Origin of the sequence: Gordonia jacobaea, from assembly GCF_001186365.1 — a bacterium.
Classification (GTDB): Bacteria; Actinomycetota; Actinomycetes; order Mycobacteriales; family Mycobacteriaceae; genus Gordonia; species Gordonia jacobaea.
Genome location: NZ_LDTZ01000017.1, coordinates 354,179 through 375,094 on the forward strand (window position 1 = coordinate 354,179; position 20,916 = coordinate 375,094).

20 protein-coding genes are annotated in these 20,916 nt (G+C 65.4%); 11 read left to right on the forward strand and 9 right to left on the reverse strand.

Annotation, left to right across the window (positions count from 1 at the left end; translation table 11 throughout):
• Positions 1-75 precede the first annotated feature (75 nt).
• From ABW18_RS12815 to ABW18_RS12825, 3 genes are all read left to right on the forward strand, one after another.
• A complete protein-coding gene (locus tag ABW18_RS12815) occupies positions 76-1,515 on the forward strand; it encodes an aldehyde dehydrogenase (protein WP_049699329.1) in 1,440 nt (479 codons plus the stop codon).
• A 51-nt stretch (positions 1,516-1,566) separates the two neighbouring features.
• Positions 1,567-3,108, forward strand: coding sequence for an acyl-CoA synthetase (locus tag ABW18_RS12820; protein WP_049699330.1), 1,542 nt, complete (start codon positions 1,567-1,569; stop codon positions 3,106-3,108).
• Between the two features lie 68 nt (positions 3,109-3,176).
• Complete coding sequence (locus ABW18_RS12825) at positions 3,177-4,334, forward strand: acyl-CoA dehydrogenase family protein (RefSeq protein ID WP_049699331.1); 1,158 nt, start codon at positions 3,177-3,179, stop codon at positions 4,332-4,334.
• Between the two features lie 30 nt (positions 4,335-4,364).
• Here ABW18_RS12825 and ABW18_RS12830 read toward each other — a convergent pair whose 3' ends face one another.
• The gene (locus ABW18_RS12830) at positions 4,365-4,790 is read right to left on the reverse strand and encodes an HIT family protein (protein ID WP_049699332.1); all 426 of its coding nucleotides are present in this window, start codon (positions 4,788-4,790) and stop codon (positions 4,365-4,367) included.
• Positions 4,787-5,191, reverse strand: coding sequence for a DoxX family protein (locus ABW18_RS12835; protein WP_049699333.1), 405 nt, complete (start codon positions 5,189-5,191; stop codon positions 4,787-4,789). Before ABW18_RS12835 ends, ABW18_RS12830 begins: the two co-directional genes overlap by 4 nt.
• A gap of 79 nt (positions 5,192-5,270) precedes the next feature.
• Here ABW18_RS12835 and ABW18_RS12840 point away from each other — a divergent pair, with 79 nt between their 5' ends.
• The 4 genes from ABW18_RS12840 to ABW18_RS12855 all read left to right on the forward strand — a co-directional run bounded on the left by ABW18_RS12840 (position 5,271) and on the right by ABW18_RS12855 (position 9,296).
• Positions 5,271-5,891, forward strand: a complete 621-nt coding sequence (locus ABW18_RS12840; RefSeq protein ID WP_049699334.1) for a TetR/AcrR family transcriptional regulator — start codon at positions 5,271-5,273, stop codon at positions 5,889-5,891.
• 79 nt (positions 5,892-5,970) lie between these two features.
• Complete coding sequence (locus ABW18_RS12845) at positions 5,971-7,077, forward strand: ABC transporter permease (RefSeq protein ID WP_049699335.1); 1,107 nt, start codon at positions 5,971-5,973, stop codon at positions 7,075-7,077.
• Between the two features lie 114 nt (positions 7,078-7,191).
• Entirely contained in the window at positions 7,192-8,256 is a 1,065-nt protein-coding gene (locus ABW18_RS12850) for an NAD(P)H-dependent flavin oxidoreductase (RefSeq protein ID WP_049699336.1), read from the forward strand.
• 221 nt (positions 8,257-8,477) lie between these two features.
• Positions 8,478-9,296, forward strand: coding sequence for an SHOCT domain-containing protein (locus ABW18_RS12855; protein ID WP_049699337.1), 819 nt, complete (start codon positions 8,478-8,480; stop codon positions 9,294-9,296).
• Between the two features lie 13 nt (positions 9,297-9,309).
• Here ABW18_RS12855 and ABW18_RS12860 read toward each other — a convergent pair whose 3' ends face one another.
• On the reverse strand, positions 9,310-10,617 hold the full coding sequence (locus ABW18_RS12860) for a competence/damage-inducible protein A (protein ID WP_049699338.1): 1,308 nt from the start codon (positions 10,615-10,617) through the stop codon (positions 9,310-9,312).
• A 46-nt stretch (positions 10,618-10,663) separates the two neighbouring features.
• On the reverse strand, positions 10,664-11,524 hold the full coding sequence (locus ABW18_RS12865; protein ID WP_049699339.1) for an LLM class flavin-dependent oxidoreductase: 861 nt from the start codon (positions 11,522-11,524) through the stop codon (positions 10,664-10,666).
• Between the two features lie 222 nt (positions 11,525-11,746).
• Between ABW18_RS12865 and idi the strand changes: the two genes are divergently transcribed.
• The 3 genes from idi to crtI are packed head-to-tail and all read left to right on the forward strand — an operon-like array spanning position 11,747 to position 14,828.
• Positions 11,747-12,310 carry an isopentenyl-diphosphate Delta-isomerase gene (gene idi / locus ABW18_RS12870; RefSeq protein WP_049699340.1) on the forward strand — a complete coding sequence of 188 codons (564 nt, stop codon included), beginning with the start codon at positions 11,747-11,749 and terminating at the stop codon, positions 12,308-12,310.
• Positions 12,307-13,221 (forward strand): phytoene/squalene synthase family protein, encoded by a 915-nt coding sequence (locus ABW18_RS12875; RefSeq protein ID WP_049699341.1) that lies wholly within the window; start codon positions 12,307-12,309, stop codon positions 13,219-13,221. The genes idi and ABW18_RS12875 overlap by 4 nt, the downstream gene beginning before the upstream one ends.
• A complete protein-coding gene (gene crtI, locus ABW18_RS12880) occupies positions 13,218-14,828 on the forward strand; it encodes a phytoene desaturase family protein (RefSeq protein ID WP_083444392.1) in 1,611 nt (536 codons plus the stop codon). The genes ABW18_RS12875 and crtI overlap by 4 nt, the downstream gene beginning before the upstream one ends.
• Before the next feature lie 23 nt (positions 14,829-14,851).
• On the opposite strand, the gene ABW18_RS12885 is transcribed toward crtI, so the two are convergent.
• From ABW18_RS12885 to ABW18_RS12900, 4 genes are read right to left on the reverse strand one after another with little or no spacing between them, the layout of a single operon-like run.
• Positions 14,852-16,342, reverse strand: coding sequence for a phytoene desaturase family protein (locus tag ABW18_RS12885; protein WP_049699479.1), 1,491 nt, complete (start codon positions 16,340-16,342; stop codon positions 14,852-14,854).
• Positions 16,339-17,511, reverse strand: coding sequence for a glycosyltransferase family 2 protein (locus ABW18_RS12890; protein WP_083444393.1), 1,173 nt, complete (start codon positions 17,509-17,511; stop codon positions 16,339-16,341). Before ABW18_RS12890 ends, ABW18_RS12885 begins: the two co-directional genes overlap by 4 nt.
• Positions 17,495-18,295, reverse strand: a complete 801-nt coding sequence (locus ABW18_RS12895) for a carotenoid biosynthesis protein (protein WP_049699342.1) — start codon at positions 18,293-18,295, stop codon at positions 17,495-17,497. The genes ABW18_RS12890 and ABW18_RS12895 overlap by 17 nt, the downstream gene beginning before the upstream one ends.
• Entirely contained in the window at positions 18,292-18,984 is a 693-nt protein-coding gene (locus ABW18_RS12900; protein WP_049699343.1) for a hypothetical protein, read from the reverse strand. The genes ABW18_RS12895 and ABW18_RS12900 overlap by 4 nt, the downstream gene beginning before the upstream one ends.
• 147 nt (positions 18,985-19,131) lie before the next feature.
• Between ABW18_RS12900 and ABW18_RS12905 the strand changes: the two genes are divergently transcribed.
• A complete protein-coding gene (locus ABW18_RS12905; RefSeq protein ID WP_049699344.1) occupies positions 19,132-19,893 on the forward strand; it encodes a siderophore-interacting protein in 762 nt (253 codons plus the stop codon).
• A 27-nt stretch (positions 19,894-19,920) separates the two neighbouring features.
• Here ABW18_RS12905 and ABW18_RS12910 read toward each other — a convergent pair whose 3' ends face one another.
• Positions 19,921-20,901, reverse strand: a complete 981-nt coding sequence (locus tag ABW18_RS12910) for an alpha/beta hydrolase-fold protein (RefSeq protein ID WP_235434370.1) — start codon at positions 20,899-20,901, stop codon at positions 19,921-19,923.
• Between the last annotated feature and the right edge of the window lie 15 nt (positions 20,902-20,916).

The following is a 20,916-nucleotide window of genomic DNA, read 5'->3' on the forward strand; positions in this document are numbered from 1 at the left end:
ATATGAGCTAGATCACTTGGGGCGCCGCCGAGGCATCGGAGTTCGACGTGGCACCCACAGGCCCGAGGAGGCCCCATGGTTCACAATCACGCTGCTCTGTACATCGACGGAGACTGGCAGGCGCCCACCTCGGCTGATGTCATCGAGGTGCACTCGGCGGCTACGGAGGAACAGATCGGGCAGGTCCCTGCCAGCACCACCGCCGACGTCGACGCCGCCGTGGCTGCCGCTGGTCGTGCGTTCCGGACCTGGTCAGCGCTCACCCCGGCACAACGCGCCGATGTCCTCGACGGGTTCGCTATCGAGTTGGCAAGTCGCGCAGAGCTTTCCGCACGCCTCGTCAGTGAGCAGAACGGAATGCCGATCGCGATCTCCACGGTCGCTGAGGGGCAGGGGCCGGCGGGTCTGCTGCACTATTACGCTGCGCTGATCCGCGGCACTGCGCTGGAAGAGCATCGGCCGGCGTTGGCAGGCAACGGAACCACGGTGGTGCGAAAGGAACCGATCGGTGTCGTCGCCGCGATCGCGCCGTGGAACTTCCCCGCGCTGCTGGCAATGATGAAGATCGCCCCGGCGCTCGCGGCGGGGTGCACCGTCGTCCTCAAGCCCTCTCCGGAGACCGTCCTTGATTCCTTCGTGCTGGCCGAGGCCGCAGCCGCAGCGGGTCTGCCTGCCGGTGTCCTCAATATCGTTACCGGCGGACCGGAGATCGGAAAGCATCTCGTCGCTCACCCCGGAGTGCAGAAGGTCGCCTTCACCGGATCCACACCAGCCGGACGCCAGATTGCCGAGACATGCGGTCGGCTGCTGCGCCCCGTCTCACTCGAACTCGGCGGCAAGTCGGCGGCACTGATCCTCGACGACGCCGACCTGGCGGCTACCGTGCAGGGACTGGCGACCGCGTCACTGATCAACACCGGTCAGACGTGCTATGCGTCGACGAGAGTTCTTGCCCCGCAGAGCCGTTACGCGGAGGTGCTCGATGCGGTGACCGCCATGGTGGCCTCCCTTCCGGTGGGTGATCCACTCGACCCGAGCACGTTCATCGGGCCGCTCGTCAGTGCTGGTCAGCGGGCCAGAGTCGAGTCCTATATCGAAGCCGGTCGCAGCGAAGGTGCGAAGTTGACCACCGGCGGCGGGCGACCGGCCGACCGCGACCGTGGATGGTTCGTCGAACCGACGGTCTTCGGCGAGGTCGGGCTGGACCACACCATCGCCCGTGAGGAAATCTTCGGGCCGGTGCTGTCGGTGATTCCTTACGCTGACGAAGAGCAGGCGATCGCGATTGCCAACGATTCCGAATACGGGCTCGGTGGAACGGTGTGGACCTCCGACGCCGACCACGGGCTCGATGTTGCACGAAGGGTGGAGACAGGGTCGTTCGGCGTCAACGGCTACACCCTGGATTTCGGTGCGCCTTTCGGTGGGATCAAGGCCAGCGGCCTCGGACGAGAACTGGGTCCGGAAGGGCTCTTTGCCTACTTCAACACCAAGTCCATCTTCCTCACCGACTGACAACGCCGCTGCCAAGGTATCCGAAGCTTTTCCGAGAGGTAGACATTCAGCATGTATCCCGGCGCCCATCTCGACACCACGCCGGACAAGCCGGCGGTGATCATGGCCGCTACCGGTAGATCCGTCACGTTCGCCGAACTCGAGTCGAACTCGATCCAACTCGCCCGCCACTTCCGACGTTTAGGTCTCGGGCGGGGCGATCACCTGGCCGTCCTCGCCACCAACACCCCACGAGTCTTCGACTTGTACTGGGCGGCAATGCGATCGGGGCTGTATCTGACGATGGTGAATTGGCACCTCACCGCCGCCGAGGCTGCCTACATCGTCAACGACTGCGGCGCCAGGGCCGTGATCGTCGACGCCGCGCTCGATTCGTTCGCCGACGAATTCCGTTCCTTGGTGCCCGACGTCGAACATCTCCTCTCCTTCGGAGGCGCTCTCCCCGGCTTCGCCGACCTCGACCGAGCAGCGGCGGCGGAATCGACTGAGCCGCTACCGGATCAGCCCCGGGGCGCCGACATGCTCTATTCCTCGGGAACCACCGGTCGGCCCAAGGGAATCAAGCCTGCACTGCCCGACCGCCAGATCGGTGACCCCGGCGACACGATGACAGCGATGAACGCAACGGTGTGGGGCGTTGGACCGGAAACGGTGTATCTGTCGCCCGCGCCGCTGTATCACGCTGCCCCGCTACGCACGTGCGCAGCGGTTCAAGCGCTCGGCGGCACGGTCGTCGTCATGGACCGATTCGATGCGGAAAAGGCGCTCGAGTACATCCAGCGGTATCGGATCACCTACAGCCAGTGGGTTCCCACGATGTTCGTTCGGATGCTGAAACTCTCGCGGACCGTCCGCGACAGCTACGACGTGTCGAGTCTGCGGGTGGCGGTTCACGCAGCTGCCCCCTGCCCGGTCGAGGTCAAACGGCAGATGATCGAGTGGTGGGGACCGATACTGTCGGAGTACTACTCGTCCACCGAGCTCAACGGCCTTACCCTTGTCAACACCGACGAATGGCTCCGCAAGCCCGGCACCGTCGGCAAGGCCGTTCTCGGTGTCGCGCGCATCTGCGCCGAGGACGGCAACGAATTGGGCGCTGGAGATATCGGCACCGTCTATTTCGAACGCGAAAGCTTGCCTTTCGAATACCACAATGCGCCAGATAAGACACGCGAGGCGCAGCATCCCACTCACCCGACCTGGACCACCACCGGTGACGTCGGATATCTCGACGACGATGGCTACCTGTTCCTCACCGATCGTGACTCATTCATGATCATCTCCGGCGGAGTGAACATCTACCCTCAGGAAATCGAAAATCTTCTGGTCGAACACCCGAAGGTCATCGATGCCGGGGTAATCGGGGTTCCTGATCTGGAAATGGGCGAGACGGTGACCGCCGTCGTCGAACCGACCGCGGGCGTCGTCGGGGACGAAGCGCTTGCCGCCGAGCTGAACGCCTATCTGCGGGAGCGGATTGCGAAATACAAGGTGCCGCGTCGCATCGTGTTCAGCGGCGACCTGCCGCGCACGCCCACCGGCAAGCTGATCAAGCGCAAGCTCTCTGCGAGTATCGCCAGCCTTTCCGCTTGACCGCGCACCAGCTGCCCACAGCCTTGACAAAAATCTTGCACGTCCGGGTCCACAACTGAGGAGAAGTAATGCGTCGCACAATTTTCAACCAGGATCACGAGGCATATCGGGAGACTGTCCGTGAATTCCTCGCGCGGGAAGTCATTCCCTATTACGAGGAGTGGGAAGATGCTCGGCTGATCGACCGGGCGGCATGGTTGGCGGCCGGAAAGGTCGGCATCACGGGATTGGCTGTCCCTGAGGAGTTCGGTGGTCCGGGGGAGTCCGATTATCGGTACCGGTATGTGGTGGCGGAGGAGATCGCGCGAACCGGCACCACCTCGTTCGGTGCTGGACTCGGCACCCAGGACGACATCATCATCCCCTACATCTGCGACCTGGGGACGGAAGAGCAGAAGCAACGATGGCTCCCCGGTATGGCCGGTGGTGAACTGATCTGCGCCATCGCAATGACCGAGCCGGGTACGGGCAGCGACCTCCAGGGAATCAAGACCACGGCAGTCCGTGACGGAGACCATTGGGTTCTCAACGGACAAAAGACCTTCATCACCAACGGGATTCACGCGGATCTTGTGATTGTCGCGGCCAGGACCGATCCCGGCGCAGGTTCCCGCGGATACAGTCTCTTCGTCGTCGAACGCGATATGGACGGCTTCACTCGTGGTCGCAAACTGAAGAAGGTCGGGCTCGCTGGTCAGGACACCGCCGAACTGTCATTCGTTGACGTGCGTGTTCCTGCCGCGAACTTGCTCGGCACCGAAGGTCGTGGACTGATGCACCTGATGGAGCGACTGCCTCGGGAGCGGCTTTCCATCGCGGTTGGTGCCATCGCGAGTGCCCGCGCTGCATACGAGTGGACGAAAACGTATGTGTTCGAGCGCAAGGCATTCGGGCAGTCCGTCGGTGATTTCCAGAACACCCGGTTCGTGCTGGCTGAGATACTGACCGAGCTCGACGTCACTCAAACCTATATCGACCAGGCTGTGTTGGCGCTCAACGCCGGCGACCTCACCGCGGTCGAGGCTGCACAGGCAAAGTGGTGGGCGAGCGAGCTGCAGAAGCGGGTCGTCGACCGATGCGTGCAGCTGCACGGTGGCTATGGCTACATGATGGAATACCCCATCGCGAGGGCGTACGTCGACAGTCGCATCCAGACGATCTACGGCGGAACGACTGAGATCATGAAGGAGATCATTGGTCGCGAGATCGCCCGAAACTCGCAATAGCTCCACGGCGCAATGGCATTGCGCCTTTGCTCAGTGAAGCGCTGTTGCCAACGTCTCGGCGTACTTCGACATGACGACCCGATCACCCGCGACACCCGGTTGCCACGGCAGCGACAGGCGGTCGACGCTGCGGTCCGCATAGCGCGGGATCACGTGGAGGTGGAAATGGAACACCGTCTGCCACGCGGGAGCCTTGCAGCAGTTGAGTAGGTTCACGCCGTCGGCGCCTGCGTCGTCGACCATCGCTCGCGCGATCCGCTGAGCCTCGAGCGTGACTGCGCTCAGATCGTCGGCGCCGATGTCGAGCAGATCGGTGCTGTGCTGCTTGGGGATCACCAGCAGATGGCCGTCGTTGGCAGGGTTGATGTCCATGAATGCGTAGGTCGACGCCGTTTCGGCGACCTTCACGCTGGGTACGTCGCCTGAGACGATGCCGCAGAAGACGCAGTCGGTCATGACTTGCTTGCGCCCTTGCCACTCGCACCGACGCCGCCCCCGTAGAGCGCTGCTGCGATCAGTGCCGGCTGGAAGAACAGCCGGATGAGCCGCTTGCGGTCGGTGTCGAGTCCGAACGCGTCTTTGTGCTCGACGTACTGCGCGATGTTGCCGGGGAAGATCGCGACGTAGAACAGCGCGAGCAGGATGCCGATCACACGCTTGTGCTTGGGCAGCGCCAGAAACGACGCTCCGAGGCCGATTTCAGCGACGCCGGACGCGAGGACGGTGACGTCGGTGTTGATGGGAAACCAATCGGGAACCTGGGCCTGGAACTCGTCGCGCGCGAAGGTCAGGTGGGAGATTCCGGCAAAGGTCATAAATGCGCCGAGGACGATTCGGACAAGGGTGCGAGGTGACATGAAATCGAGCCTAACGCCGTTGTCATGCGCGTAGCAATGAGTAGACTCATTCCTGAGTCCACTCATTATTGGAGGTGACATGACACCCGACGCAGCGACCGCCGACGGTAGGCGCGCCCGCAATATGCGCGACAAGCAGGACCGCATCTTCCGCGCGGCAGCCGACCTGTTTGCCGAACGCGGCTTCGAGTCGGTGTCGACGGGCCAGGTCTCCGACCGCGCCGACGTCGCGGCGGGCACGGTCTTTCGCTACGCGTCGACCAAGGGTGAACTGCTCCTGATGGTGCTCAACGAAGAGCTGCGTCGAGCACTCGACGTCGGCGCGGCCTCGGCGGCGTCGACAACGGATACAGCCGAGGCGATCTACGAGATGGTTTGTCCACTGCTCGCATACGCACGCGCCAACCCCGAGAACGGCAACGCCTATCACCGGGAGCTGCTCTTCGGTGGCTCCGGTGATCGTTACCGCGCAGCGGGACTCGCGTTGGTCGCCGAACTGCAGGACCGGATCGCACAGAGACTCGTTGCCGATTCCGGTGACGACGCGGTGTCAGACAGGGCAACGCTCACGGCCAACATGATCTTCGCTGTCGCCGCACTGGCAATCGCCCGTGCGTCGACAGGTGCGCATTCGGATCGCGATCCGTTCGACGACGTGCGCACCCAGGTGAGCATCGCCGTCGACGGCTTCCGCGCGTAATCAGATCTTCCCCAGTACTTCTCGTTCATTTCCCGTTCTTCGCGAGAATCCAGTCCACGAAACCTTGAGGTAGTTGACCATGCTCCAAACTGAAGCCGAGCCGTTGTCATTCGGCGCAAAGTACCGGCGCTTGCTGCTCGCCGTCGTTGTCCTCGGTGCGCTCACCCAGCTCGGGCTGGGTGCCTTCTATCTCGGCGTCGGACATTCTCCGTCGCCGCGAAACGCACCCATCGGGATCGTCGGCCCGGAGCAGCAGGTGCAAAAGCTCACTGCCGCAGTCGAAGCCGACGGCAAGTTCGATGCTCGATCCTATGACTCCATGGACTCGTTGCGGGCGGCGATCGTCGATAGGGAGGTCGATGGCGGCCTAGAGGTGACGCAGCAGGGCATCGTTCCGGTGGTGGCGAGTGCCGGCGGCGCGTTACCCGCAACTGCATTGAAAACCGTTGCCTCAGAAGCCAATGTGAGCAACAATCTCCCGCAAACGCTGGCGGTCGACGTCGTCAAGCTCTCTGAAGACGACATCAACGGTGCGTCGATCGGCTATATCCTGCAGGTGATCTCGCTCGGCGGCAGTATCGCGTCGCTGGGCCTCGGGCGGCTGATGCCGCGAGTGCCGCAGTCGCTACGACGCGGGTTCGGCCACGTGGCGGCGCTGATCGCCTATGCCGCGGTGTCGGCGGGGATCGTGCTCCTGTTCTCCTGGTTCTACGGTGTCGGCAGCTCTGCGGACCAGTGGCGGCTCTTCGGCACGTACACCCTGATCTCGCTGGCCATCGCGGGATCGACCGCCGGCCTGGTGACGCTGTTCGGGCCGATCGGATCGTTGGCAGGTGGCTTCTACTTCCTTATCGGCGCGACGCTTTCGGGTGCGTCGATCCCGTGGAACTTCATGCCGGCCTTCTGGGCGTGGCTCGGCGAGTGGCTTCCCACCGGCGGCGGTGCGCAACTGATTCGCAACTCGCTCTACTTCCCTGAAGCGGGGTCGGGGACTGCGCTGATCTGCCTCGGGCTCTACGCCGGTCTGGGCACGGTGACGGTCCTGGTCTGGAACATCTTGGGTAACAGAAGCTCTCGCACATCCGCCGTCGACGTCGACGTCCTGTACCCGATCACGCACGAGCACCACCATCATGATGGTGATCACGAGCATCGCCGTGAGGCTGGTGAGTCCGCGTCCTCGTGACCCAGGGGCGCAGTTCATGTTCAGCGAGTAGCCCCCAGACAAGGCTGCGGTGAGTAGCCTCGACGGTGGCAGTGGTCGGATCAACCGCCACAACTCGTACGACGGGAGCTGCAGATGCCTCACAGCGCAGAGGTATTCGACCTGATGAGCCTGCGTGTGCCGATCGTCGTCGCACCTATGGCAGGCGGTCCGTCGACGCCTGCGCTGGTGATCGCGGCTGCACAAGCGGAGGCCATCGGTTTTCTGGCTGGTGGTTACAAGTCGGTCAACGCCCTTGCCGGCGAGATCGACGAGGTTGCCGCGTCGGGTGTGGGTTCGTACGGCGTGAACCTCTTCGTCCCGGGCGGACCGGCTCGCGATCTGGGTGCGGTGCTCCGCTACCGAGAGGAGTTGGAGCCCGTCGGGCGAAGGTACAACGTCGACGTCGGGCGGGTCGTCGAATCCGATGACGATGAGTATGCGGACAAGGTCGATCTGGTGATCGATCGACGAGTTCCCATGGTGTCGTTCACGTTTGGGCTGCCGGGCGAGAGCGTCGTCGACCGGCTTCACGGCGCCGGAATCGCTGCCGTTGCCACCGTGGCCGATCCGATCGACGCGAAAGCTGCTGCCGCGCAAGGGGTTGATGCGCTCTGCGTGCAGGGCGTCGAAGCCGGTGGGCACCGTGCGACACTGTCGGCGACGGCGGAACCTTCGCAGACGTCCACGGTCGAGTTGGTGCGTGAGGTCGCCCAACTCGTCGACATCCCGATCATCGCCGCAGGTGGGATCGCAACCGGCGCGCACGTCGACGCCGCGCTGGCCGCCGGCGCCGTCGCAGTGCAGTTGGGTACAGCGTTCCTCGACAGTGCGGAGGCCGGCACCAAGCCGACGCATCGTGCAGCACTGCGCAACTCGCGGTTCACCGAAACCGTGGTGACCCGAGCGTTCTCCGGGCGACCGGCGCGTGCGCTGCGCAACGAGTTCACCGATCGCTACTCGCCACTCGCCCCCGCCGAGTACCCGCAGCTGCACCATCTGACGAGTCCACTCCGCTCTGCCGCGGCTCTCGCCGGCGATCCGGAGTTCCTCAACCTGTGGGCCGGGACATCGTTCCGCGAGAGCGACTTCGGCCCCGCCGCCGAGATCATCGCGCACATCTGGTCGCAAACCGCCGCCGCGCGCGGGTCGGGGAGCTGACCGGCTCGGGTCTCTGCGCGGGTGCGCGGCCTGGCAGAAAGTAGGGAAGGTTCTTTCCGCGGGTTCTGTACGTTTCCTCGAGTTGCTTCGCGGGGAAGGGTGTGAAACCCGAGGAAAGTGTGTTTCCCCTAGTTTCTGCGGTGGCGGGCCACTTCGCCCCGACCCCGGCGGGCGTGGGCCACTACGCTGTAGGCGACATTCCGCTGACGAAAGAGCACACAATGGAGCCAGGCGTCACTGCTGAGGCACAGCAGGTCATCTCCGATATCTCCGCGCGCTACGGTCTCTCGCAGGACGCCGTCGTGGCCATGCTCTACGCGGTCAACTCGGGCGGGGGCACGATGGCCCAGTTCAACATCCCCGAGCTCGGCGGCTCAGGGCAGTGGATGCGCGGCGGCATGACGATGGTCGGCGACATGTTCAACAACGGCCTCAAAGCCCGCGTCGACGGACTCTGCAACGAGCTTTCCCAACTGCTCAACACCACCCAGGTGTTCCCGCCGGCCGCGACGACCAGCACGCCGTTCGGATACGCCGCCCCCAACACCTGGTGGCCCGCTGACCTGGGAGTACCCAGCTCGTCAGGAGGTCAGAACGACTCGCGGTATGCGGTGTTCCCTGCGACTCGACGCCTCGCGACGCAGGTGAACGGTGTGGTCCGCGTCTTCGACACCGGCGAGCACCAGATCGGCGGCGTGCAACAGCAGCAGAGTGGACCGCCCGGGACGGTCAGCTTCACAAGCCAGTTCGGCACCTTCGACACCACGAGCCTGCGAGAACTCGGCGTCAACGACGTCGCCGCGACACCAACTGCCGCCCCGGAACCACGCCACGCGGCACCCGAACAGTTCGACGCCGCACCGCAGCAGTTCGACGCACCGCAGCAGTTCGCCCCGGTGCCAGACAACGCCCCGCCAGCGCCCGCAGGATCGGACGCGATCATCGCGGCGATCGAGCAGCTCGCAGGTCTGCACCAGCGCGGAATCCTCTCCGACGACGAGTTCTCCGTGAAGAAGGCGGAACTGCTCGGCAGGCTCTGAGTCCGAACCGCTTTTAAGACGACGCTCCGTCAGCGCGCAGCGCGCCGGCGAGAAGATGGAACGCGATCGTCGTCGAGCGTTCGCGCACGGCTGCCCGGTTGCCCGGGAGGTGCAGTGTCCGGGTGAGTGTGGGCCTGCCCGCGATGCCGATGCCGAAACAGACTGTGCCGACGGGCTTTCCGGGAGTCTCGCCGCCGGGGCCAGCGATGCCGGTGGTGGAGATCGCGGTGTCGACGCCCAGGCGAGCCATGACGCCCTCGGCCATCGCTGCCGCAACCGGTTCGCTCACAGCACCGAACTCGTCGAGCATCGACGCCGGTACGCCGAGGCTGTTGATCTTCACGTCGTTCGAGTACGAGACGACGCCGCCCTGCACGTAGGCCGACGATCCCGCTCGATCGGTGAGTCGTGCGGCAACCATCCCGCCCGTACACGATTCCGCCGTGGCGATCAGTCGCCCGGCCAGCAGTGCGGCGACCTGGTCGTCGATGGTCGAGCCGTCGGTGGAGAAGGTCTGGGTTGGGTAGACCTCGGTCAGAAAGTCGGCCAGTTCGGTGTAATCCTCGGCGGCGGAAGTCGGGTAGCGCGTGACGATTTCGAGTTCGCCGCGTCGTAGGCATGTGGTGATCTCGAGCTGATCGAAACCCGGTACGCGGTCGGGTGCTGCGCGCAGCCCCTCGGCCAGGTCGGCCTCGGGCAGCCCGAACATGCGGATCGTGTCCTGACGCATGTCGGGGTGACCGGCGACGGCGTCGACGATCGGCGGTGCCGTGATGGCGTCGGGCCACATGGCCTGCAACTCGGGTGGCGGCCCTGGGAGCACCAGGACAGCGGGTAGCCGACCGCGGGCGCGCGGGTCCTCACCGGCGGGCACGGCAACTCCAGGTGCGGTACCTGTCGGTGGAATAGGTTGTGCGCCTTGCGGAATCATGGCCTGTTTGTCGATGCCGGCCAGGGTTGCCGCGCTGGCGGACTCGCTGCCGCCACGGCCCTGCCAGCGTCGGATGATGTCGGCAATATGGTCGCGGAGCGGTTCGTCGAGTTGCAGTGGTCGGCCGGTGAACTCGGCGACGGTGGCCACGGTGAGGTCGTCGGCGGTGGGTCCGAGTCCGCCCGTTGTCACGATCAAGGACACGCCTTCGTCGGCAAGGAACCGTAGCTGGGCGGTGAGGTCTTCCGGTCGATCGCCGCAGATGGTGATGTGAGCGACGTCGACGCCCATCGCGAACAGCCGCTCGGCGACCCACGGGCCGTTCTTGTCGGTGATTCGTCCGGTCAGGACTTCGGTCCCAGTCACCACGATGCCCGCGCGTACCGTCACGGGAAAAAGCCTATCGCTGACGCGACGGCCGAAGCATCCATGCAGGTCAGGAGAGTCTCGATGCGGCGACCTCGTCGAGCACCGCCTCGCTGGCGACGTGCGGTGGGGTGCTTCGTGGCCAATGCATGATGACGTCGGTGAAACCCAGCTCGGCCGCGCGGCCGGTCAGCTCGTCGAACATCCCGATACTCTCCATCGACTGCGCGGGTCCGGAATCGATGCTGAGGTACCGGGCGAAGTCGGAGCCATTCGGTCGATTCGCGAGCTCGGCGTCGACGATCTCGCAGTTGCGAGCGATGCCCGCGAACCACTCGTCGGTTGTGGCGGCTGTGGTGTTGCCGGTGGTGATCCAACCGTCGCCGAAGCTCGCGGCGAACCGAACTGACCGCGGTCCGTTGCCCGACATCAGCAGCGGGACCCGGTCTCGCACCGATCCGCCGACGAGCCGCATGTCGCGCGCGGTGTAGTACTCGCCGTCGGCGTCGACGTGATCGTCTCGCAGTGTGCGGTCGAGCAATCGGGAGAATTCCTGCAGGCGATCCACCTTCTGACGTGCGGTGAGCTCCGGCTGACCGAGTAGTCGGTCGTCGGGGGTTCCGCCGGCGCCGAGTCCGAGTAGGAATCGGCCGTCGGAGATGTCGACGAGGGTCTGTACCTCGCGGGAGAAGGCGACCGGATGTCGGAAGTTGGGGGAGACGACGAATGCCCCGAGGCCGATGGTGCTGGTGACGGTCGACGCCGCGGTCAGTATCGGCATGCAGGAGAACCAGCGGGAATCGCGCAGACCACCCCAGACGAGGTGGTCGTAGGTCCAGGCGTGGTCGAAGCCCATCTGCTCGGCCCGTTGCCACAGCGGGCGGGAGTGCCGCCAGTCCAGATCAGGGAGAATGCAGATTCCAAAGCGCACGCAGTCAGCCTAGTGCTCGACCCCGACAGCAATTCCCGTCCGGACGCGAGCTCCCATCCAGAAATGGCGCGGCGTCGAAACACTTCCGAGCTCGCCCGACGTGAGTTCAGACGCTGTTGAGCACGCCCGTAAGCCCCCGCGAAGCGCGAATCGCTTCCGCAACGGACAATTGAGAGGTGTGGGGATCGATGAACTGCGAGGATCGATGAACTGCGAGCATCGATGAACGACGACTTGGTGGTGCTCGTCGACGACAACGGCCACCCGCGTGGCACCGCGAATCGACTCACCGTGCACGGCACCGACACCCCGTTGCACTTCGCATTCTCGTGTCACCTCGTCGACGCGGACGGGCGCATTCTCATGACACGGCGTGCTCTGGAGAAGAAGACCTGGCCAGGCGTGTGGACCAACTCATTCTGTGGACATCCCCGCCCGGGTGAGAGCGTCGAGGACGCGATAGCGCGCTATTCGCAGCGCGAACTCGGAATGGACGTCGCTGATCTGCGGCCGGTCATCCCCGACTTCCGATATCGGGCGGTCGACGCCAGCGGCGTCGTCGAAAACGAGGTCTGCCCGGTCTACGCGGCGCGACCGGTCGGCGACGTGGCGCCCAACCCCGACGAGGTCATGCAGTACACCTGGGCGTCGATCGACGACATCTGGGAGATCGCGCGACGCACGCCGTGGATGCTCAGCCCGTGGTTCGTCGACCAGATCGCCGAACTGGGTCCAGCGGTCGGTGCCTACGGACGCACAGCGTCAGACCTTCGGGATGCCCGATGAGCAGACGCACGCGTGTCGATCTGGTGCGACCGCACGCCAGATACGACGAGGTCGCCGACGCCAGCGCGGCGTTGGTCATCAGCTCGTACTCATCGTCGTTCGGCCTCGCGTCGAGACTGCTCGCCGAACCGGCGCGATCGCACGTCCGCAACATCTACGCGCTGGTCCGCGTGGCAGACGAGATCGTCGACGCTCCGCGACCGGGACAGGGCGTCGACGAACGGCAGGTGGCGCTCGACGAGCTGGAAGCCGAGACGAACGCGGCGATGGAGCGGGGATCGAGCACGAATCTCGTCGTCCATGCGTTTGCGCGTTCGGCGCGACACGTCGGCATCGACACCTCTCTCACCGCACCGTTCTTCGCATCCATGCGGACCGACCTGACCCGCACCGTCCACGACGAAGCCAGCCTCACCGAGTACATCTACGGTTCGGCGGAGGTCGTCGGGTTGATGTGCCTGCGCGCATTCGTCGCCGACGAAGCCGCGCCGGACCAGCGTTATGACGAGTTGTACACCGGTGCAAAGCATCTGGGTGCAGCCTTCCAGAAGGTGAACTTCTTGCGCGACTTCGGCACTGACAGTGGCGACCTGGGGCGTCGATACCTGATCGGTCTCGACCCTGCCGACCCCACCGACGCCGCGTGGACGCGCTGGCTCGACGAGATCGACGCCGACCTCACCATCGCCGCGGACACCATTCCCCGACTCCCCCGCGGAAGTCGGGTAGCGGTGTGTGTCGCCCATGATCTCTTCGCGGAACTCAACGCCAGGCTGCGTGCAACACCGGCGAGTATGGCTGCGCGCCAGCGTGTTCGGGTTCCCACCGCCACGAAGACGCGTATCGCGGCGACCGCTTTGCTGCGGCGGGGCCACCCCCGCACGACGACGACCGTGGTGGTGGGCGCGTGAAAGCAGTGCGTGTTAAACCCCAGGGGAAGCGGGTGGCGATCATCGGCGGCGGCGTCGCGGGACTCGCGACGGCAGCGCTGCTCGCCGACGACGGATACGAGGTCGATCTCTACGAACAGCGCGCCGATCTCGGTGGGCGCGCGGGGTCGTGGGAATCCGACGGCTTCCGGTTCGACACCGGACCGTCGTGGTGGCTGATGCCGGAGGTTTTCGACCACTTCTACGAGTTGCTCGGCACGTCGACCGCAGAGCAACTCGATCTGATCAGACTCGACCCCGGCTACCGGGTGTTCTTCGAGGGCCACACCGATCCGGTGGACGTCCACAGCGATGAACGACGCTCCGTCGAACTGTTCGAGAAGCTCGAAGATGGTGCAGGACAACAGCTGTCGGAGTACCTTGCATCGGCGCGGCACGCCTACGACATCGCGGTCCGTCGCTTCCTCTACACCAACTTCGACACACCCCGGGCGTTCGTCGACCCGGAGGTGTTGCGCCACGCGAAGACGCTCGTGCAGCTGCTGGGCACGAGCCTGGACACGCTCATCGCGAAACGCTTCACCGACCGCAGACTGCGACAGATCCTCGGCTATCCCGCGGTCTTCCTCGCGTCGTCTCCCGAGCGCGCGCCCGCCATGTACCACCTGATGAGCTGGCTCGACCTCGACGAGGGGGTGCGTTACCCCGACGGTGGTTTCACCCGACTCGTCGAGTCGCTCGCCGCGCTGGCAAAACAGAAGGGCGTGCGGCTGCACACGGGCACCACGGTGTCGGAGATACTCACGCGCCCAACCGAACACGCGGGAAAGCTACGCTCAGTATCCCGACGCCGGGCCGACGTGTCGGGTCTGCGCATAAGCGACGCCGACGGCGACGAGCGGATCGTCGACGCCGACGTGGTCATCGGTGCCGCCGACCTCCACCACATCGAGACTCGGCTGCTGCCTCACGCGCTGCAGACCTTTCCGCAACGGTGGTGGAACCGCCGCACCTCCGGTCCCGGTGCGGTGCTCGTCTTCCTCGGTGTGCGTGGCGAACTGCCACAGCTACAACATCATTCGCTGTTCTTCACCGCCGACTGGACGGCCAACTTCGACGACATCTTCGAAACACCAACGGCTGTACCCGATCCCGCATCGCTGTACGTGTGCCGACCGTCGGCGACCGATGACTCCGTTGCTCCCGATGGTTACGAGAATCTGTTCATACTGATCCCGGTACCTGCCGACCCCGGCCTGGGACGTGGCGGTGTGGACGGCGCGGGCGACCCGGTCATCGAGCAGATCGCCGATCGTGCCATCGATCTCGTCGCCTCGTGGACCGGGGTGGACGATCTCGCCGAGCGAATCGTCGTCCGACGTACGACTGGGCCAGGCGACTTCGAGGCTGATCTCAACTCGTGGTCGGGCGGCGCGCTCGGACCGGCACACACGTTGTGGCAGAGCGCATTTCTGCGCGCCAACAACCGATCGGCGAAGGTGGGCGGGCTGTACTACGCGGGCGGCACGACGCGCCCAGGTATCGGGCTGCCGATGTGTCTGATCAGCGCAGAACTGATCCGCAAGCGCCTGCGTGGCGATCATTCACCCGGGCCGTCGCAGGGCTGACGCAGCCGTCCTCGCCCTGGGATTCACGCCGGTCCGATCAGTCCCGCGACGATGTTCGCCGAGAGCATCACCAGCGGAAGGCCCCCGCCCGGGTGGGCCGACCCTCCGACCAGGTAGAGGCCCGGTACACCAGATGCGTTGGCGGGCCGCAGGAATGCCGCGCGCGCACCGTTGGACGACGATCCGTAGATCGATCCGCCGGGCGTGAGCGTCCGACGTTCGAGGTCGGCGGGACTGACGACGATGCGGTGGCGCACTCGGTCTCGAACATCGACCCCGCGGTGCGCCATCAGATCGAGGATGTGGTCGGCGTGTGAGTCGGCCAATCCGCTGCTGTCCCAGTCGGTTCCGCGAGCGGGATCGTGGCGCGGAGCGTTGACCAGCACGAACCAGGAGGCCGTGCCGGGTCCGGGACTGACCGTCGGATCGTCGGCCGCAGCGATGTAGATCGTCGGATTCGCGACCGGACGAGCGCGACCGCCGCGTCCGAAGACCGAGTCGAACTCGTCGTCGTAATCGTCGGTGAACAGGACGTGATGATGGGGCTGATCGGTCGGCGGATCGTCGAGCGCGAGCAAGAGTACGAAACCGGAGAACGACGCCGTGGTCTTGCTCAGTCGTCGTGCGGCGCGCCGTGCCTGACGAGTTGCGACGAGTGTCGGATACACCTGTGCGGCATCGGCATTGGCGACGACGAGATCGGCACCACGCACACTGCCATCGGCGGTGCGCACACCGTCGACGCGTCCACGGGCATCGGTGGTCAGTGCCGACACCTCGACGCCGAGCTCGATGCTCCCGCCAAGCGCGGTCAACCTATCGGCCAGCGCCGTCGCGATCGAGCCGAGCCCACCACGCACGTACCACGATCCCCAACGCTGTTCGGCGTAGGGGACACTCGCGAGCGCCGCGGGTGCGCGCCGAGGATCGGACCCGGTGTAGGTGGCGTAGCGGTCGAGGAGCATCCGCAGTCGGGGATCGCGCAGATACTGATTGCCCAACCCGCGCAACGTACGCCACGGTGCCACGGTGGCGAGATCGCGCATGTCGAGAGCGCCGGAGGCCATGTCGCGCAGGGTGATCGGTGATTCCAGGAACGGGCGGTGCGTCGCGTCCCAGATGCGTTCTGCCCGCGCAAGGAACGATGCCCACTGGTGGCCGGTACCTGCGCCGAGGGCGGCGTCGAGTGCGGCCGGAATCTCCGACATCTCGCCCGGCATGTCGAAGGTTGTCCCGTCGGGAAAGCGGTAGCGTGCGGCTGTCTCGAGTCGTTGCAGGGTCAGCGAATCCGACAGTGGTGCACCGGTATCTGCGAACAGCTCTTCCAGAATGTGCGGCAACGTCACCAACGACGGACCGGTGTCGAAGACGAACCCGTCGTGCGAGATCACGCCGAGCTTGCCGCCGATCTCGCGCGCCTGTTCGAGAACGGTAACCTCATGTCCGAGCGTGGAAAGTCGGACGGCAGCGGCGAGTCCTCCGACACCTGCTCCGACGACGATGATCGCGCTCATGCGTGCACCGGACGGCCCTTCCACCGCAGCGCGCCCCGTCGATGTCCGACGATCGAATCTGCGGTGAGAGTCGCCAGCGCCAGAACCGACACCGGATGGAGCAGGGCGTCGGGCCACGAGTGGCCGCCGGTGCGTCGAGCCGTCACGACTCTCGATGCGACGCCCGCGAGGTAGCCGACGAGGCCTATTCGCGAGCCTCCGAGGGCCGCTGCAGCCGGCGCGACGTAGGAGACGATCAAGAACGTCATCACCGCGACGGCGCCCGAGGGTGAACCGAAGGCCGCCCACAACGACTTTCGATAGCCGGCACGTACCTGCTCCCAGCCGTCGTACATCCGGCAACTCGCCACAGCACTGCCCTCGCCGACCACGCCGCACCGGCCCGAGTTCTTGACGGCACGGAGGAGTCCGATGTCTTCGAGAACGTCGGCACGGACGGCCCGATGACCGCCCGCACGTTCATATACGTTCTTGTCGACGGCAAGGAACTGTCCGTTCGCCGCCGACAGGCTCGGTCGCGGCGACCGTTCCGCGAGCCCGAGCGGCAGGGTGCTCATCCACGACCACTGCAGCAGCGGCTGCACCAATCGCTCTGCGGCACCGCTTGTTTCCTGCAGGGGATAGGGGCAGAAGAGATCGAGATGGGCGGCGCGCATCGTGGCAGCTGTCGCGACGAGCGCGTCGGCGGCCAGGCGGACGTCTGCGTCGACGAAGACGAGGACTCCACCGGGAGCTCGGTCCGGATCCGTATCGGCGGCGGCGAACGCGGCCAATTGGGCACAGGCCCAAGGTTTTCCGAGCCATCCGTCGGGGCGCGGTTCGCCTCGCAGCACGACCAGGCCGTCGTCGTCTGCGCTCAATTGGGCGAGCAGTTCCGGTGTCGCATCGGTCGATTCGTCGTCGAGTACGACGATCCGCGACGGGCCGGGCCAGCGCGCGGTGGCACCCTGCAGGGAACGAACGCAGTCCGTCACGTCAGTGGCCTCGTCGCGGACAGGAAGTAACACCCACAGCGGCTCGGGCTCGCACGGCAGAGTGGCGTCGGGAACGCGAATGCGGCGCGCGTTGTCGACGGTCAGGGCCAGGCCGCCAAGTGCACCGACCGCACCGACGCGGATCAGATTGCGCCACAGCCGATGCGCGAACCGATCGTCAGGCCGTCGGGACACGGTGACCTCCCGACCGTCGGGCTGTGCGGATCTCCCGGACCACCGAGACCGCAAGCGGTATCGCGATCGCCCCCATCACCAGCGCCCCGGTCAACGCCACCGGCGCACGACCGAAGAACACCGCGTGGGCGAGCACCGACGAGAAATAGGTCCACAGGTATGCGGCGACGGGCACGGCGTCGGTGTGCAGCGTGGGCACGCTATCGGAGCGCCCGACGGTGGCTTCGAGCACGGTCATCATCAACACCGACACGAGGAGCCATCCACCGAAGTTGGTCAGCGGAATGCCCTCGACACCAGGCAGATTCGGAGTCGTGTGCAGCCAGTACCAGTGCCCGGCGTCGACCATCTGTGGGTCGAGGAAGACGTCCCATGCGGTCAGTGCCCACGCGCCCACGGCAACCGTCGCGACGTGTCCGTGTCTGCCGACGAGTCGTCGGGCGACGTTCCACGCGGGCCACGCCATCATGATCCAGGCCAGCGGAACCAGGATCGGTACGCCCGCGATCTCCAGCCCGAGTGTTCCGGTGTAGTCGTACTCGCCGAACGGAAATCCTGTGTGCACACCGATCGCTTCCGCGAGCAGTCCGCCACCGCCCGCGACGACGAGCAATACCGCCGCGGCACCCAGGCCCCGAGTCGTCGCGGCGTCGACAAGCATTGCCGAGGCGAACAGGAGCACCGCCGCAGTGGTCAGGGCAGGGGTACCGCCGGACGTCAGCGGAAAGCAGATCTGCACAAGGATCGTCGCCCCCAGGAGCAGCCACGCCAGTCGCGATGTCACGGGCGGACTCCTGTGTAAGTGCCCTCGACATCGAGCACGGCCAAGCGTGCGAACAGATCTTCCGCGTACCAGCGTTGCGGCCGGGTCTCGCGGATCGCATTCGCGTGGGCGGGGGACCGATAGGCGAAGTGGGTGAGGGCGGCGGCGTTCTCCCACAGCGAGAACGTGCCCTGCAATCCAATGGGCGACTCTCCGATTCCGACGGCGAGGCGCAGTCCATCGCTACCGGTGAGGTCGGCGACGACGGGCGGAACCGCGCGCCAGAACGAGAGTGCACGGGTTGGTCGAAGTCGTGCGCGGGTGATCGCGGCGACCGGACCGTCCCACTCGCGTTTGCGCGACGGATCGTCGATGAGGAACGGTTCTCGACGCGACCAGCGTCCCTTGGTCGCGAGCGGTGTCATGCGGACCCTCAACTCAGTCGTGCTCACCTCCGACCAGCCACCGATCGCCGTCGACGCCGCCCCCGCATCTGCCGCATGACCGTCATCCCAGACCGTGAGCAGTGCCCAGTGATGTGGGTCGGCGTCGCGCATGGTGAAAGTCTCTCCCGAACCGGTCCCGAGAAGCTTGGCGAACCGTAGACCGGATATGCGCCGCAGTTGCAGCCGGCTGATCGCCACGCGGCTCACTGCTCGGCTCACCCGCGGGGTCTCCCAAATTCGCAGCTCAACGACCTGTCCGCTCATCGCGCACCCTCGCCTGGCCGGAAACTCACACACGTTCTTCGGAGTGGCCATCGGTCGGGATGGGTGAGACGGAGAGCGGTCACGACACCGAGAAAAGGTAGGCTACCCTCACAAACAGGCGGCGATGCGCGGACGGAAGGTCGAGAAATGGTCGAATCACCCACGAAGAATAAGTCGCGTGGCTGGCAGGGCGCGGTCCTCAAGCTCATGGGGGCCGACGACTACGAACTCACCGTGACCGGTATGCGGCAAATCACCGATCACTATGTCCGCGTCGATTTCGTCGGCGGGGGACTGCTCAAGGATCGCCCGGTGCATCCGACCATGTGGATTCGTATGTGGTTCGTGAACAAGCACGGCAAGATCCACCAGCGCGGATACACCCTCGTCGATCCCGACCCCGCCTCCGACACCTTCTCGATCGAGTTCGCGATCCACGACGGCGCTGCGCCACGCTGGGCGCTCTCGGCACAGCCGGGAGACGTGATCAGCGCGACGTTCATGGGATCGAAGTTCGCGCTTCCCGAACCCGCGCCGAAGGGGTGGCTCATCGCGGGTGATCCCGCAGCGCTACCGGCGATCAACTCGCTCCTGGAAGCCCTGACTGCGTCGACGCCGACCGTTCCCGCGACGATCTGGTTCGAGGTCTCCCACGGCGACGACAAGGAACTGCCGATCGCGGTGCGTGAGCACGACACGCTGAGCTACGTCGACCGCGGGTCAGACGGCAGCGCGATCGTCGAGCAGGTGCGGGCAGCGGCGTTCGACGCGTCGGACCACTTCGCGTGGGTGGCGCTGGACATGACCGCGACCCGCGCGATCGCGGGCGTGTTCAAGACCGACTACAAGCTCGACAAGAAAGCGGTCAAAGCCCAGGCGTACTGGCGCACCGGTATCGATCCGTCCTGACCGATCCGGGCGCCGGTAGCGCACCGCTTATCCGTTGCGGAACCAACCGTTGTTGTAGATGTTCCAGATCGCCTGCTGCCAGTAACCCCACGCGTGGGTTCCGGTGATCGGGAAGTCGGTGCGCAGGTTCACGCCGAATAGCGGTGCTGCGAGCGCGAAGGTGCGGCTCTGCTCACCGGAGACCGCCTCGATCGCCGTCGAGTTGAATCCGGTGATGTAGAAGTCGGTGTTGTTGGCGCCGGGAGGCTGGTGATCGCCCCACACGCCGGTGCCCGCGTACATCCACAGGTGCAGGCCGTTCATCGCCGGAAGGTTTTCCGTCGGCGAATGCTGGAAGGCTTGCCCGTTGGGGAACCAGCCCCACATGTCGTTGAGGTTGTAGTGGCCGGCATCCCAGGCCGCTGCGCGCAGCATGGTCTGCATGCCGGTCGCGACGAGGTTCATGAAGCCCGACATCGAGACCACGCGCTGGTAGAGATCGCGCCGTTCGTTGCCGATGATCACGGCCTGGCTCGCCGACATCGAGAGGCCGACGAGTGTGCGGTTACGGAAGCCGTGGTTGTCGAGGAACCGCGGAAGGCTGCCCTTGAGCACGCTCTCCCAGCGGTACGGATTGCGCTGGCCCGCGCTGGCCGATGCTCGCTGCCAATCGGCATAGAACGACGACTGGCCACCGATCGGCATGACGACGTTGTAACCACGCAGTGCCAGGTAGGCGACGTTGGTCTCCCGCTCCCAGCCGTTGAAATCATTGGTGGCGCGCAGGCCGTCGAGGAAGATCACCGTCGGCGCATTGCGCGGGTTGGTGGTTTGCGACGGCCATGCGCGGACAGAGACCGGGTGGTCCATGCCGTAGTTGTAGATCTGCTCGTTGATGAAGCCCTTGATCTGCTTGGCGGGCGGACCCCACGCATGCGCGCCACCGGCACCGGAGATCAAGCCGACCACGAGGGCCAGCGCCACAATCAGGACTGAGACGGGCAGGACCCGACGACGCGTGTGGGACACGAGCGACCACTTCCA